Genomic DNA, 14,500 nt, shown 5'->3' with positions numbered 1-14,500 from the left:
GAGAGGTGAATATGTCTGCACATCGTCAACTGCGGCTCGGGACCATTTTGCATGGTGCATCGGGAAATATGTCCGCCTGGCGTCACCCTGAGGCCGTCGCCGATGCCAGCATCAATTTTGATTTCGTCAAAGCGACGGCGTTAAAGGCGGAGGAGGGCAAACTTGATTTTTTATTCGTTGCCGACGGTCTCTATATCAACGAGAAATCGATCCCGCATTTTTTAAACCGCTTTGAACCGCTGACGGTGTTATCCGCTCTCGCCAGCATCACCTCGCGCCTGGGGCTGGTAGGAACCTTATCCACCTCCTACAGCGAGCCTTTCACTACGGCGCGCCAGTTCGCCAGCCTCGACCACCTCAGCAACGGACGCGCGGGCTGGAACGTGGTGACTTCGCCGCTGGAAGGGTCAGCGAAGAACTTTTCCCGTGAAAAACATCCCGAGCACGCGCTGCGCTATCGCATTGCGGATGAATATCTCGACGTGGTGAAAGGGCTATGGGATTCCTGGGAAGGTGATGCCTTTGTGCGCAACAAAGAGAGCGGTCAGTTTTTTGACCCGGCCAAATTGCATACCCTGGACCACCACGGTGATTTCTTCCAGGTCGCCGGGCCGCTGAATATTGGTCGAACGCCGCAGGGGCGGCCGATTGTCTTTCAGGCGGGCGCGTCGGACGACGGGAAAAAGCTGGCGGCGAAACATGCCGACGCCATTTTTACCCATCAAGAGACCCTCGATGAGGCAAAAGCGTTTTATCGCGACGTGAAGCAGCAGCTGGAAAGTAACGGACGCCGCGCGTCAGATTTACATATTTTCCAGGGCGTCAGCGTGATTGTGGGTAAAGACGCCGATGACGTGGAAAACCAGTATCAAACCACGGCGGCGCTGGTGTCGATTAACGATGCCCTCAACTACCTCGGACGCTATTTCGAACATCACGATTTCAGCCAGTACCCGCTCGACGAACCGTTCCCGGATATCGGCGACTTAGGCAAAAACAGCTTCCGCAGCACCACTGATGAAATTAAGCGTAACGCCCGCGAGCGCAGCTTAACCCTGCGTCAGGTGGCGCTGGAAGCCGCCTCGCCGCGACCGCGCTTTTCCGGTACGCCGGAAGAGGTGGCCGACGGCCTGCAGGCCTGGTTTGAAGGCTATGCCGCAGACGGCTTCATCATTCAGGGCGGTACGCCGGACACCTTCCCGCGCTTTGTTGACCAGGTGGTGCCTGTTTTACAGGCGCGCGGCCTGTTCCGTACCGACTACCCGGGCACCACGCTGCGCGAAAGCCTCGGCTTAGACGAACCTAAAAACCAATACACACAACAATAAAAGAGAACCCCGCTATGCAGAAAACAACGCTTATTCTGGCGCTCGCGCTGGCCTTTACCCCTGCCGTCTGGGCAGAGAATGTGAATATTAACGGCACAGGCGTGAGCATCGAGGCCAATAAAACACCGGTTAATACCGTCAAAAACAGCGAGGCGGTGGCACAGCTGCCGAAAGATTATCGCTTCGCCGTGCCGGGGAAATTTACCGTGGCGGTGGCGGGCCTCAATCAACCGCCGCTGACGGTGTTTTCCGATGACAACAAAACGCTGCTGGGGAGTGAAGTGGACGTCGCCCGTCTGGTCGCAGACAGCCTCGGGCTGGAGCTGAACGTGGTGCCAACCTCCTGGGAAGACTGGCCGCTGGGCGTGGCTTCCGGGAAATATGATGCCGCTATCAGCAACATCACCGTCACCAAAGAGCGTAAAGAGAAGTTTGACTTTGCCACCTACCGCAAAGATTCCCTCGGGTTCTACGTGAAATCAACCAGCCCGATCAAGTCGCTGCAGAAGGCGGAAGACATCGCCGGGCTGCGGATTATCGTCGGCTCCGGCACCAACCAGGAGGCCATCCTCCTGGCCTGGAATGCCGAAAACCTCAAGAAGGGGCTGAAGCCCTTTACCCCGATCTACACCAAAGACGATGCGGCACAAACGCTGGCCCTGCAGTCCGGGCGCGCGGATGCCTACTTTGGCCCGAACGTGATTGGCGCCTGGAAAGCGGCGCTGAACGGGAAAACCAAACTGGTGGGTAGCGTCGACGGCGGCTGGCCGAAGGCGGCGCACATCGCGGTTACGCTGAAGAAAGGCAGCGGGCTGGTTGAGCCGGTGCAAACCGCGCTGAACGGCGTGATCAAAAACGGCGACTACGACAAAGTGCTGAACCGCTGGGGGGAAGGCGTTGAGCGTATTCCTCAGTCAGAAGTGAACCCGGCTGGCCTGGGCGATTAAGGAGGCGTGATGAGCGAACGATTTCGTGATGTTTCCCCGGAAGACGCCGAGCTTCAGCCCATTATCGAAGGGCTGTTCGGTGAATATGCCGCCCGCTACGGGGACTACTTCTCCAAAGACGCGGAAGTTGAGCTTACAGAGTGGTATTTAGCGCCGCAGGGGCTGTTTATCGTACTGGAGCGCGACGGGAAGATTATCGCCACCGGCGCGTACAAACCTTTCGACGAACGCACCGCGGAAATCAAACGCATCTGGACGGACAAAACCCTGCGTCAGCAGGGGCTTGCCGGACGCGTGGTGCAGGAGCTTGAGCGCAGGGCGGTGCTGGCAGGATATAGCCAAATCTACCTGACAACCGGTTTTCGCCAGCCGGAAGCGGTCAGGCTCTATCTCAGCCAGGGCTATCAGGCGCAGTTCGATCTGAACCGCGATCCGGAAGAGTACAGCCAGCCGCCGTTTGATGGTCGGCTGCGCTTCACCAAAACGCTGGTACGTGAAGCGTTCAGTAAAACCGCATGAGGAACGACGATGAGCAACGTTGAAACCATTAAGGTGGTCCCGGCGCGTTATCCGCTGCGGGCCGTCGGCGCCGCGGTGGCGCTGTTTGTCCTGGCGGTCGTGATTCAGTCCGTGGCCTTTAACCCGCGCTGGGAGTGGACGGTGTTTGCCCGCTGGTTCTTTGACCCGGTGATCCTCGAAGGCGTCGGGCAGACCCTGCTGCTGACGCTGATCGGCACCGCGCTGAGCGTGGTGCTTGGCGGCATGCTGGCGCTGGCGAGACTCTCTTCATCCTGGCTGCTGAGCAGCCTGGCGTGGGCCTATATCTGGCTGTTTCGGTCGCTGCCGCTGATCGTGGTGCTGATCATTCTCTACAACTTTTCCTATCTCTACGATACGCTTTCGCTCGGCGTGCCGTTCACCGGCATCACCTGGGGCAGCTTTGAAACCATCAACGTGCTGGGTCAGTTTTCTACCGCCGTGGTGGGGCTCACCCTGGTGCAGAGCGCCTATACCGCCGAGATCGTTCGCGGCGGATTCCTCGGGGTCGATCACGGCCAGTATGAGGCCGCCGCCGCGCTCGGTCTGCCGGCCTGGCGACGCACGGTGCGCATCATTTTGCCTCAGGCGCTGCGCACCATTCTGCCGTCGGGGTTCAATGAAATCATCAGCCTCGCCAAGGGTACGGCGATGGTATACGTCCTGGCGATGCCGGAGCTGTTCTATACCATCCAGATGATCTACAACCGCACGCAGGAGGTGATCCCGCTGCTGATGGTCGGTGCCGCCTGGTACCTGGCGATCACCACCGTCCTGTCCGCTATCCAGTATGGCGTCGAGCGCGCGCTTGCCCGCAGCGAACGCCGCTCTGCCGTTAACCAGAACCGTGCCGTCCGTCGCACCCGTTCTGTCACCACCACGCCAGCACAGGAGCCCGTCCATGCAAGCCTCTCCTGAAGGACATATTTCGATTACCGGCGTCAGCAAGTATTTCGGTCGCCATAAGGCGCTCGACAACGTTTCGCTGGAGATCCCGCCCGGGTCCGTGACGGTCATCCTCGGGCCGTCCGGCTCCGGTAAATCGACGCTGCTGCGCACCATTAACCACCTGGAGCGCGTCGACGAAGGCTTTATCCAGATCGACGGAGACTACATCGGCTATCGCCGTGAGGGCGACAGGCTGTATGAGCTGAAGGAGAAGGAGATCCTCAAGCAGCGCGTCAACGTGGGCTACGTGTTTCAGAACTTCAATCTCTTTCCCCACCTCACGGTGCTGGAAAACCTGATTGAGGCGCCCATCGCGCATAAAAAGCTCAGCAAAAAAGAGGCGGTGGAAAGGGCGTACAGCCTGCTGGATGTGGTCGGGCTGCGGGACAAAGCCGATGCCTGGTCTCGTCATCTCTCCGGCGGGCAGCAGCAGCGTATTGCCATTGCCCGCGCGCTTGCGCTGCGTCCCCGCGTGATGCTGTTTGATGAGCCCACCTCGGCGCTGGATCCGGAGCTGGTGGGGGAAGTGCTGGACGTGATCAAAAAGCTGGCCCGGTCCGGCACCACGCTGGTGGTGGTTACCCACGAGATCGGCTTTGCCCGGGAGGTGGCGGATCAGGTGGTGTTTATGGTCGACGGAAAAATCGTCGAGCAGGGAAGCAGTGACGAGGTATTAAACCGTCCGTCACATGCGCGAACGCGCCAGTTTCTCTCCAAAGTCTTGTAAGGAGTGCCAATGAAATATGGACTTCTGGCGGGGCTGGTCTTCACGACGGCGAGCCACGCCAGCATTGATTTGAAAGCCAACGAGCAGCCGCTGCCGGTGACGGTGGATCGTCAGGCCGTGGGGAAGATCCCCGCCAATTACAAATTCGTTGAGCCGGGTACGCTGACGGTCGCCGTTTCGGCGCTGAATTCTCCGCCGCTGGCGCTGCTGGCCAGCGATAACCGCACGCGCATTGGCAGCGACCCGGATATCGCCCGCCTGCTGGCGGGCAGCCTGGGGCTAAAGCTGAAGCTGGTGCCGACGGCGTGGGAAGACTGGCCGCTCGGGATCGCCTCCGGGCGCTACGACGTGGCGCTGGTGAACATTGCGGTGACCGAACAGCGTAAAGAGAAATTTGATTTTGCGACCTACCGCGTCGATTCGCTGGCGTTTTCGGTGAAATCCACCAGCGAGATTCAGTCAATCAAAAGCGCGGAAGATCTGGCCGGGAAAAAGGTGATCGTCGGCTCTGGTACGAATCAGGAACGCATCCTGCTGGGCTGGAACGAAGAGAACAAAAAGGCGGGAAGGGCGCCTGCGCTGCCGGTCTATCTCCACGACGATGCCTCGGGCAATCTCTATATTCAGTCCGGCAGGGCTGACGTGTTCTTCGGCCCGCAGTCGGTATCGGCCTATAAGGCTGCGCTCACGGGCAAAACCCGCGTCGTCGGTTTAGGGCCGAAAAAAGCCTATGTCGCCACCACCACCAAAAAGGGCAATGAGCTGGTGTACGCGCTGCAGGCCGCGCTGGACGGCGCGATTAAGCGGGGTGATTACCTGAAGGTGCTGGCGCGCTGGGGCGAGCAGGGCGAAGCGGTGGCGCAGTCGGAGGTCAACCCGCCTGGGATAACCTACTAATGGTGCTCTATACCCAAAATAATTCGAGTTGCAGGAAGGCGGCAAGGGAACGAATCCCCGGGAGCGTACACAAGTACGTGACTGGGGTGAGTGAGTGCAGCCAACGCACCTGCAACTTGAAGTATGACGGGTATACACTTAGGGTTTTCATCCCTGCGGAGGCAACATGATTAAACTCTATGGCGTACCCGGCTGGGGCTCGGCGATCGGTGAAGTGATGCTAACCCTGGCCGATATCCCTTATCAATTTATCAACGTGGACGGGTTTGACCAGCCCGGCCCGCAGCGTGAGCTGCTGCAAAAGCTCAACCCGCTGTGTCAGGTACCCACGCTGGAGCTGGAAAATGGCGCCATCATGACCGAAACGGCGGCGATTGCCCTGATGGTGCTCGACAGATGTCCCGATCTCGCGCCGCCCGTGGGGCAGGCCGAACGCCAGCAGTTTCAGCGCTTGCTGATCTGGTTTGTGGCCAACGTCTATCCCACGTTTACGTATGCGGACTATCCCGAACGCTGGGCACCGGATGCGCCTGAACAGCTGCAGAAAAACTGCATCGAATACCGGAAATCTCTCTATTTGTGGTTCGATAATCAGCTCAAGGCCGCCCCGTTTGCGCTGGGTGAACGGCTGACGCTGCTGGATGTGTATATCGCGGTGGCGCGCACCTGGGGGCCACGCCATGACTGGTTTGCAACCAATACGCCGAGGTTTACGGCTATTGCGGACACCGTATGTCAGCTGCCGGAACTGCACAAGGTGTTAAAGGCCAACGGTATTATCTGATAACGTGGAGCCCTGACTCACAACTGGAAGCCTGCATATGCCACACGTAGATATCAAATGTTTTCCCCGCGATTTGAACGACGAACAAAAAACCGCACTGGCCGAGGATATTGCTGAGGTCATTATTCGCCATTTCAACAGCAAAGACAGCTCGGTGTCCGTTGCGTTGAATCAGGTGAACCAGGAGGACTGGAAAGCGCAGGTCTGGGATACCGAAATAGGACCGAAGCTGGACGAATTAATCAAAAAGCCAGGCTATTCAATGTAAGCGCAATTGCCGGGGGGAACTCTTCTCCCCGGTTTTTCCCCGCCTCGTCTTCCCGCTTTTTCGCAAAAATCGATAAAAATGCGTTTTATCTTATCCGTTACACTTTACGTTTCTGGCTGACAGCCCATCAATCCTTAGGAAAGATCTCAAACAGAATCAGTTAAGGACAGACACGCTAAAGGATAATTTTCTCATGACAAAATTACCCCGTTTTTCACTCGCCTTTCTTCACCCTCGTTACTGGCTAAGCTGGGCTGGCATCGCCGCGCTGTGGCTCATCATGCTGCTCCCTTATCCGCTGCTGTTCCGAATCGGCCACAGTCTTGGACGGCTGGCGATGCGCCTGCTTCCGCGCCGCGTTGAGATTGCCCGCCGCAACCTGGAACTCTGTTTTCCGGAGATGAAAAAGGCGGAGCGAGAGTCACTGCTGCAGCGTAATTTTGAATCGGTAGGAATGGGGGTAATCGAAACCGGGATGGCATGGTTCTGGCCTGCGTGGCGGGTGAAGAAATGCTTTACCGTGACGGGTTATGAGCACATGGAAAAGGCGCGGGCAAAGGGAAATGGCGTGGTGCTCGTTGGCATGCATTTTCTCACCCTTGAGCTGGGCGCGCGGATCTTTGGCATGCTCAACCCCGGCATTGGGGTGTATCGTCCGAATAATAACGCGCTGCTGGACTGGCTTCAGACGCGCGGGCGCCTGCGCTCCAATAAAACCATGCTCGATCGTCATGATTTAAAGGGCATGATCCGCTCGCTGAAGCAGAATGAAATTTTGTGGTACGCCCCGGACCATGACTATGGCAAAACCAATAGCGTCTTTGTGCCGTTCTTTGCGGTTGCGGATGCCGCCACGACCGCTGGAAGCTATATGCTGGTCAAAAGCGCTAAGCCTGCCGTCATTCCCTTTGTGCCGCGCCGCCGGGCGGACGGTACAGGCTACGAACTGATTATTCTGGAGGATATCAGCGAGTCGCTGCAGGGGGGCGATAAAGAATCTGTTGCGACGCAGATGAACAGGGCGATTGAGCAGGCGGTACGGATGGCGCCAGAACAGTATATGTGGCTGCACCGGCGCTTCAAAACGCGTCCTGAAGGTCAGCCTGACCGGTATGCCCGCCGCAAGAGCGTGGCACCAAAGGCTGATATCCTGTCTGCCGCCGATCTTTCCGAACGGTCGGGCGTCCAGCATTAAGGCAGCAATCCAGCCCTCACCGTGCAGTGAGGGCTGGATCGAGGCTTACAGCGCAGACCTGCGGTACGGCGCATAGTCCGCCTGCCACCAGGTCTTCTCAATACGCGCCATCAGCGTCTCATCATCTATCGCCGGAGCCACGCCCTGTTCAATCGCGGCCCGGGCGACGGCGACGGCAATCTGGCGTGAAACCGTTTCAATCTGATCTACCGGCGGCAGCAATCCGCCTTTTTCCGTGGTGACCAGCGGAGACTGCGCGGCCAGGCTGCGGCTTGCTGCCATCAGCATCTCTTCCGTCACCCGGCGCGCGTTGCAGGCCAGCACGCCCAGCCCCAGGCCCGGGAAAATATAGGCGTTGTTACACTGGGCGATCTCGTAGTGTTTATTCTCCCAGAATACCGGGGCGAATGGGCTGCCGGTGGCCACCAGCGCGGCACCCTGGGTCCAGGCGATAAGATCCTGCGGCTGGGCTTCCGCCCGCGAGGTCGGGTTCGAGAGCGGCATGATGATCGGGCGCGGACAGTGGCGATGCATCTCTTTGACAATCTCTTCGCTGAACAGCCCCGGCTGGCCCGAAACGCCGATCATCACCGTAGGATGCGCGTTTTTCACCACGTCCAGCAGGGAAATATTTTGCGAGTCTACCTGCCAGCTGCAAACGGCGTCGCGCGCGGTAAGCAGGTTTTTCTGGAAATCGAGCAGGTTGGTCATGTCGTCGGTCAGCAGGCCGAAGCGATCGACCATAAAGATCCGCCTGCGCGCTTCGGACTCGCTCAGGCCGTCATCCACCATCAGCGCCACAATTTTTTCAGCTATTCCGCATCCGGCAGAGCCGCTGCCCAGGAATACCACGCGCTGGTCGCGAATGCGCGTGCCCGCGGCATGGGCCGCCGCCATCAGCGTACCGGCGGTCACGGCGGCCGTGCCCTGGATATCATCATTGAAGCAGCACAGCTGGTCGCGGTAGCGCTGAAGCAGCCTGGTGGCGTTTTTCTGCGCAAAGTCCTCAAATTGCAGGAGCACATTGGGCCAGCGCGCTTTAACGGTGCTGACAAACATATCCATAAACTCAGCGTACTGGTCGTCGCTGATGCGCGGGTGGCGCCAGCCCATGTACATCGGGTCGTCGAGGTGCTGCTGATTATTGGTGCCGACATCCAGCATAATCGGCAGGGTAGAGGCCGGATGGATCCCTCCGCAGGCGGTATACAGCGACAGCTTACCAATTGGGATACCCATTCCGCCGATGCCCTGATCGCCAAGCCCTAAAATACGTTCCCCGTCCGTCACCACAATCACGCGAACGTCGTTGCGCGAAAAGCTTTGCAGCATCTCATCAATACGATGGCGATTCGGCCATGAAATAAACAGGCCGCGCGCGCGTCGATAAATCGTGGAGAAATGCTCGCAGGCTTCACCGACCGTCGGGGTATAGATAATCGGTAACGTCTCTTTGAGATGCGAACGCAGGAGGTTATAAAAGAGCGTTTCATTGGTGTCCTGAATATTTCGCAGGTAAACATGACGTGAAATATCGCTTTTAAAATGGCAGAACTGCACCCAGGCGCGCTCGGTTTGTTCTTCAATGGTTTCAACGTTGTGCGGCAATAACCCGTGCAGATTAAAATTGTCACGCTCTTCTTTAATGAATGCGAGTCCTTTATTTAGCAGCGGATTTTCCAGCAATACGGCCCCGTTATAGGGGGTGTACAGAACTTCTTTCCGGGACATGGTTAACTCCTGAATTTTTTATTTAAAGCAGATTAAGAGATGAAATAGATCATAATGCCTTCGGTCACGACCCCGACGGCAGTGCCAATTAATATGGAAGAGGATGCGGTATCAATATAGGTATCGCTGCGTAAAGCAAACATCCCTGCGGCAATCGCGGAAGGCGTTGCGCCAATAATGACGACCTGCTGCAGTAAGGTGTGGCTCAGGCCAAAGGCGATCCCTGCGGCGGCCATCATTGCCGGCTGAATAAGGTTTTTAATACTGATGTTGGTAAACGTCTGCACGTTCAGTTTTGGACGCTCACCGTAAAACAGCAGGCCGAGGGCAAACAGGGATAGTCCGCCTGAAACTTTGCCAACCATTTCGATAGGCATGCTGAGAATGGACGGTATCTGCACGCCGGCCAGGCTGAGCAAGACGCCGGAGACCGGGATCCAGACGATAGGATTGCGCGCCGCCTTGATGAGGTTTTGCACGATCATCGCGCCCGGGTGCAGTGCCTCCAGGCCATCTTGACCGTTTTTATCACCCATACGAATCAGGACGATAGTCAGAGGGATCATGATAACGCTGGTAATAATATTGCCAATCAGCACGCCGATAAATCCTTCCGGCCCAATCAATACCGCCAGGACCGGTGCGCCAAAGTAGGCCATATCCGGAAAGGCGCAAACCAGAGACTGAATGGCGCTGGTTTTGATATCGTGGCGGAAAACGTAGCGCGAAATAAATAGCGTCAGTAAATACGACCCCATTAAACCGACAACTAAAACGGCCATAAAGGTCAGGTTCTTAATTTTATTCGGGTCGGTATGCAGTGCACCGATAAAAAGATGGAAAGGAAGGGCGAAACGAATCACCACGGTTGCCATAACGTTTGCATCTTCACGCCGGGAATATCCCAGCTTTCCACTTAGCCATCCAAGTAACATTATAAAGACGAGCGGAAACAGTGACTGTAATAGTAATGAAGGCATAGTATTTCCTGTAGGGTATTTTATGTGTTTTATTGCAGCGCTAATCTAGCGCTTAGAAAGCAGGGCAGGAGTGACAAGGGTCACACTCTCTCTGGTTTTATTAATTTCAAAAAGATTGCATTAGTTGGATAACTAATGCTTTCGTCAAATATTGATAAGACGCAAGAAAGCGACAATGGCCGCCATAAATAACTTTAGTTACTTAATACTGAATTAAGTTATTTAAAAGCAAAGAGCCGAACTGTTCACATTTCTCCCGGCAGGCCCGTGCTAATTTCATGTTGAGCCTGTTTTTAGAAAAGGCCATCTAAGTCTTTATTTATATTTAAGAACATTTATTCGTATCAGGAATAGTTTCAGTTATTCCTTTCTCTGTTTATCCGAACACAAATTCAGGTGATTATATGAAAGATAATCCTGTACCGACTTCTGAACTGTCGACCTCGCGTTTTGCCTTTGGGCTCAACAATACCGAGGTGGGCACGGTCCCGTTGATGCTGTTCGTCGGGATTGCCGCGATTGTGGCGACGTCCGCCTGGGCAGGGCTGCTGCCAAAAAATATGATTGGTGGACTCGCGGTCATCATGACCCTCGGCTTCGCGTTTGCCAAAGTAGGGCGTCAAATCCCGGTGCTGAAAGATATCGGCGGCCCGGCGATCCTGTGCCTGATGGTCCCCTCCGTGCTGGTCTATTTTGGCGTATTCGGGAAACATACCCTTGATACCGTGCATCTGCTGATGAAAGAGGCGAATCTGCTCTATTTCGTCATCGCCTGCCTGGTGGTCGGCAGCATTCTGGGGATGAACCGGGTGCTGCTGATCCAGGGGATGATGCGCATGTTTGTTCCGCTGGTGGCCGGAACATGCATGGCCGTGCTGAGCGGCCTCATTGTGGGCTCACTGTTTGGTTATACGCCTTACCACACCTTCTTCTTCATCATTGTGCCCATCATCGGCGGCGGGATTGGCGAGGGGATTTTGCCGCTGTCCCTGGCCTATTCGGCAATACTGGGGCAGACGCCGGACGTCTACGTTGCACAGCTGGCACCCGCTGCGGTCGTCGGGAATATCTTCGCCATTATTTGTGCGGGCTCGCTGGCGCGTCTCGGCGCGAAACGCCCTGCGCTTTCGGGAAATGGCATGCTTACGCGGAGTAAAGACGACGCCAGCCTTTTTGCCGGGGCGCAAAGCACGCAGCAGACGGATTTTCATCTGATGGGGGGCGGATTGCTGATGGTGTGCGCGTTTTTCATCGTCGGCGGATTGTTTGAAAAACTGGTACACATTCCCGGCCCGGTGCTGATGATCCTGATTGCCGTTCTGTGTAAATACTTCAGGGTGATCCCGGCCTCAATGGAGCAGGGCGCGCACAGTTGCTATAAATTCGTCTCGGCTGCGCTGGTCTGGCCGCTGATGATCGGCCTGGGGATGTTATACGTGCCGCTTGAAAGCGTGGTGTCGGTCTTCTCGGTGGGATACGTGGTGGTATGCGGTTCGGTCGTGATTGCGATGGCGCTGAGCGGCTACTTTATCGCGTCGCGTCTGAATATGTATCCTGTTGAAGCGGCCATTGTGACCTGCTGCCACAGCGGGCTGGGCGGAACGGGGGACGTGGCCATTTTGTCCGCGTCTAACCGGATGTCGCTGATGCCGTTCGCGCAGATTGCCACCCGCATCGGCGGCGCGTCGACGGTGATTTTCGCCACGCTGCTGATGGGCTGGATAATGGCGCACTGATCCGAAACGTCAGGATGCTGAATCGCAACGACATTTTCAGGGTGCCGCTGCGGTTCAGTCCTTTATAAAACTCACCGCGCTGTATAGAATTACCGCACCCACAGCGACGGGATACCACACGATGACCGGAAGAGTTGATTATCAGATTGAAAAATATCTCCTTACCGAAGCCGCCGAGCCGGAGCGCCTGACGCGCCAGTGGGCAGAGGTGATGGAGGAATGTCGTGAGCAACAGTCCGGTGCTGAGGAGCGGCTGCGCCTCGCGTTGCTTAATGTGGATTACGTCACCAGCTTCGAGCTGCCCTTCAGGCTGCTCCTTACCCGTGCGCCCCAGCTGATAGACATTGTCAGAAAAGAGCTTCAGCTCAGTCAGAAAAATGTTCTGTTTAACGGCAAGCGCTTTGGCTGCGTCTATAGTCTTAAAACGGATCTCGGCGGAATACCTGACGAATTTACCTATCAGCTGAAAACGCGTATCCAGCGCAGTGACGCGACAGGATTCAATGAAGTGCCTTACCGGCAAATTGCCCAGCAGGTTAAAGCCCCGAAGGAACGACTTAAGCTGGCGCTGGAAAACGGGCTGTCGGTGACGGCACTCGACGGGCTTTTCTGGTTTGGCATTCAGCGCATCGCGGCCGATGTGCAGAGATTACGCAAAACGGGGATGAGGATCGTGACGTCCGACGCCGAGGTGTTTGATACGCTCACCAAAACAACCCGGCGGATCCCTGTTTATAGCCTTGCTCGCCCGGAATGAGTATTCGCCGCTGACCGGTCGACGGCATCAAACATGACGGAAAATTGCGGCCAGTTTTTTTACAGCATCTTCTATTTCCCTTTCCGTGTAAGCAGCAAATCCCATCAAAAAACCGGTGGACGCGGGGGGACCTGCATATAAATTGGTAAGACCAAGTATATCAACACCCGCGCGTCGGGCGGCGGTGGCTATTTCTTTCTCGTATATGCCGTGCTTCAGGTGACAAGGCATTTGCATTCCCCCCGCAGGCGTTTCACAGGTAACATATTCGGAGAGATATTCGTCCATCATGCTTGCCAGCGTGTCGCGACGAGCAACATAAATACTCCGCATCTTACGAACATAGGCGCCAAAATGGCCTCCCTCCAGAAATTTAGCCAGCGTCAGCTGGGTTATTGAGGCGGTGTGACCATCCATTAATGTCCTCGCCATGGTAAAGGGCTCTGTCAATTCTGAGGGAACGATCATGTAGGCAATTCGCAGCCCAGGGAACAGAGACTTAGTGAACGTGCCGATATAAATTGTCCGGTTATACGTATCAAGCCCCTGAAGACTGGCCATAGGCTTACCTTGGTAGTGAAACTCGCTGTCATAGTCATCCTCAATAATCCAGGCTCCGTAACGGTTTGCCCATTTAACAACTGCCAGTCGTCGGTCAAGAGAGAGCGTCACCCCGGTGGGGTACTGATGAGAAGGCGTAAGGTAGATCGCCCTGGCAGGCTCGGTCAGAGAATTAAGCCCGTCAACCGAGATGCCTTTTTCATCAAGAGGAACCGGAATACAGCGAAGCCCTGCAGCGCTGAACGCTTTGTGTGCCCCTTGATAGGAGGGATCTTCAATGACAATGCCATCCCCGGCGTCCATCAGCACGTGGGAACAGAGCGCAAGCGCCTGTTGAGAACTTGTCAGAACGATGACCTGTTCTGCCCTCGCACGCGTTCCGCGCTCAAGGTTGACATATTCCGCAATTGCCCGTCGCAGACGTTCTATACCCTGGGGTGGACTTTGCTCTAACGCCTGGTGCTGAAACTCCTTCAGTACCTGTCGCTGAAGACGCTCCCAGATCGGAAGGGGAAACATGCGGGTTTCAGGAATGCCGGGCGCAAGGGGGCGAGGTGAAGAAAACTCGCGGATCCCGCCGCTTTCATAAACGATCTTTCCCCGGACGCTGAGTTTTGCTTTTCGTATCTCAGCGGTTGGCTGATGCTGTCGAGGACGGGGTTTTAAAAAACGCGCGCTGGAAGAGACGAAGCTCCCTCTGCCTGTTTGTCTCTCAATAAAACCTTCGGCATGCAGGCTGGAGTAGGCCGCTTCAATGGTGTCCCGGGAAACGCTGAGAGAAGCCGCCAGAGCGCGTGAAGCAGGAAGGGCCTTACCGTGAGATAATATCCCTTCCAGTATCAGCATTCGTATTGCTCTCTGGATCCTTTCATGAAGCGGTAGCGATCCGTTAGCGGGGTCGTTAATCCATGCCTTAACCGTTTCTAGCTGCGCGTGCTTAAACATTACGTTGTCCACTTTCCCTCTGTATCTCTTGATTCTAAAGCAATAGTGCACGCAGCAGGATGAAAAATTGGTCTGCCTTGATGGCGAGAATTGGCGGGGCAAAACGTGCCATTCAGCGAATACACTCTTCCTGAAACGAATAAACGGATAAGCAAAGAG

General features: G+C 56.0%; 12 protein-coding genes and 1 pseudogene. 10 read left to right on the top strand and 3 right to left on the bottom strand.

Translation table 11 applies throughout. From position 1 onward, the window contains the following. The first annotated feature begins 11 nt into the window (after window positions 1-11). From USF70_RS07540 to USF70_RS07505, 8 genes and pseudogenes are all read left to right on the top strand, one after another. Window positions 12-2,275: pseudogene (locus USF70_RS07540) on the top strand (NtaA/DmoA family FMN-dependent monooxygenase). A gap of 9 nt (window positions 2,276-2,284) precedes the next feature. Then, the gene (locus USF70_RS07535; RefSeq protein ID WP_032656866.1) at window positions 2,285-2,794 is read left to right on the top strand and encodes a GNAT family N-acetyltransferase; all 510 of its coding nucleotides are present in this window, start codon (window positions 2,285-2,287) and stop codon (window positions 2,792-2,794) included. Between the two features lie 9 nt (window positions 2,795-2,803). Then, on the top strand, window positions 2,804-3,730 hold the full coding sequence (locus USF70_RS07530) for an amino acid ABC transporter permease (RefSeq protein ID WP_087822655.1): 927 nt from the start codon (window positions 2,804-2,806) through the stop codon (window positions 3,728-3,730). Beyond that, the gene (locus USF70_RS07525; RefSeq protein WP_033145669.1) at window positions 3,714-4,487 is read left to right on the top strand and encodes an amino acid ABC transporter ATP-binding protein; all 774 of its coding nucleotides are present in this window, start codon (window positions 3,714-3,716) and stop codon (window positions 4,485-4,487) included. Before USF70_RS07530 ends, USF70_RS07525 begins: the two co-directional genes overlap by 17 nt. A gap of 9 nt (window positions 4,488-4,496) precedes the next feature. Continuing rightward, complete coding sequence (locus USF70_RS07520; protein WP_320735498.1) at window positions 4,497-5,384, top strand: transporter substrate-binding domain-containing protein; 888 nt, start codon at window positions 4,497-4,499, stop codon at window positions 5,382-5,384. A gap of 166 nt (window positions 5,385-5,550) precedes the next feature. Further along, the gene (locus tag USF70_RS07515; RefSeq protein ID WP_236902719.1) at window positions 5,551-6,168 is read left to right on the top strand and encodes a glutathione S-transferase family protein; all 618 of its coding nucleotides are present in this window, start codon (window positions 5,551-5,553) and stop codon (window positions 6,166-6,168) included. A gap of 37 nt (window positions 6,169-6,205) precedes the next feature. Continuing rightward, complete coding sequence (pptA, locus tag USF70_RS07510; RefSeq protein WP_023335848.1) at window positions 6,206-6,436, top strand: tautomerase PptA; 231 nt, start codon at window positions 6,206-6,208, stop codon at window positions 6,434-6,436. Between the two features lie 193 nt (window positions 6,437-6,629). After that, window positions 6,630-7,631, top strand: coding sequence for a Kdo(2)-lipid IV(A) acyltransferase (locus tag USF70_RS07505; RefSeq protein ID WP_033145666.1), 1,002 nt, complete (start codon window positions 6,630-6,632; stop codon window positions 7,629-7,631). Window positions 7,632-7,676: 45 nt separating this feature from the next. Here USF70_RS07505 and USF70_RS07500 read toward each other — a convergent pair whose 3' ends face one another. Further along, window positions 7,677-9,362, bottom strand: a complete 1,686-nt coding sequence (locus USF70_RS07500; RefSeq protein WP_320735497.1) for an NAD-dependent malic enzyme — start codon at window positions 9,360-9,362, stop codon at window positions 7,677-7,679. Between the two features lie 32 nt (window positions 9,363-9,394). After that, window positions 9,395-10,342, bottom strand: coding sequence for an AEC family transporter (locus USF70_RS07495; protein WP_023311961.1), 948 nt, complete (start codon window positions 10,340-10,342; stop codon window positions 9,395-9,397). Window positions 10,343-10,746: 404 nt separating this feature from the next. On the opposite strand from USF70_RS07495, the gene USF70_RS07490 reads away from it, so the two are divergent. Then, entirely contained in the window at window positions 10,747-12,078 is a 1,332-nt protein-coding gene (locus USF70_RS07490; RefSeq protein ID WP_033145663.1) for a 2-hydroxycarboxylate transporter family protein, read from the top strand. Between the two features lie 121 nt (window positions 12,079-12,199). Next, the gene (locus USF70_RS07485; RefSeq protein WP_213729666.1) at window positions 12,200-12,835 is read left to right on the top strand and encodes a helix-turn-helix domain-containing protein; all 636 of its coding nucleotides are present in this window, start codon (window positions 12,200-12,202) and stop codon (window positions 12,833-12,835) included. A 27-nt stretch (window positions 12,836-12,862) separates the two neighbouring features. Here USF70_RS07485 and USF70_RS07480 read toward each other — a convergent pair whose 3' ends face one another. Next, window positions 12,863-14,341: a PLP-dependent aminotransferase family protein gene (locus USF70_RS07480; RefSeq protein ID WP_232937886.1), complete on the bottom strand. Its 1,479-nt coding sequence runs from the start codon at window positions 14,339-14,341 to the stop codon at window positions 12,863-12,865. Between the last annotated feature and the right edge of the window lie 159 nt (window positions 14,342-14,500).

Source organism: Enterobacter sp. 237C8 (assembly GCF_034106865.1).
Taxonomy (GTDB): Bacteria; Pseudomonadota; Gammaproteobacteria; order Enterobacterales; family Enterobacteriaceae; genus Enterobacter; species Enterobacter asburiae_B.
Note: the sequence above shows the minus strand (reverse complement) of the source record. Positions and strands in the feature narration are given on the sequence as shown.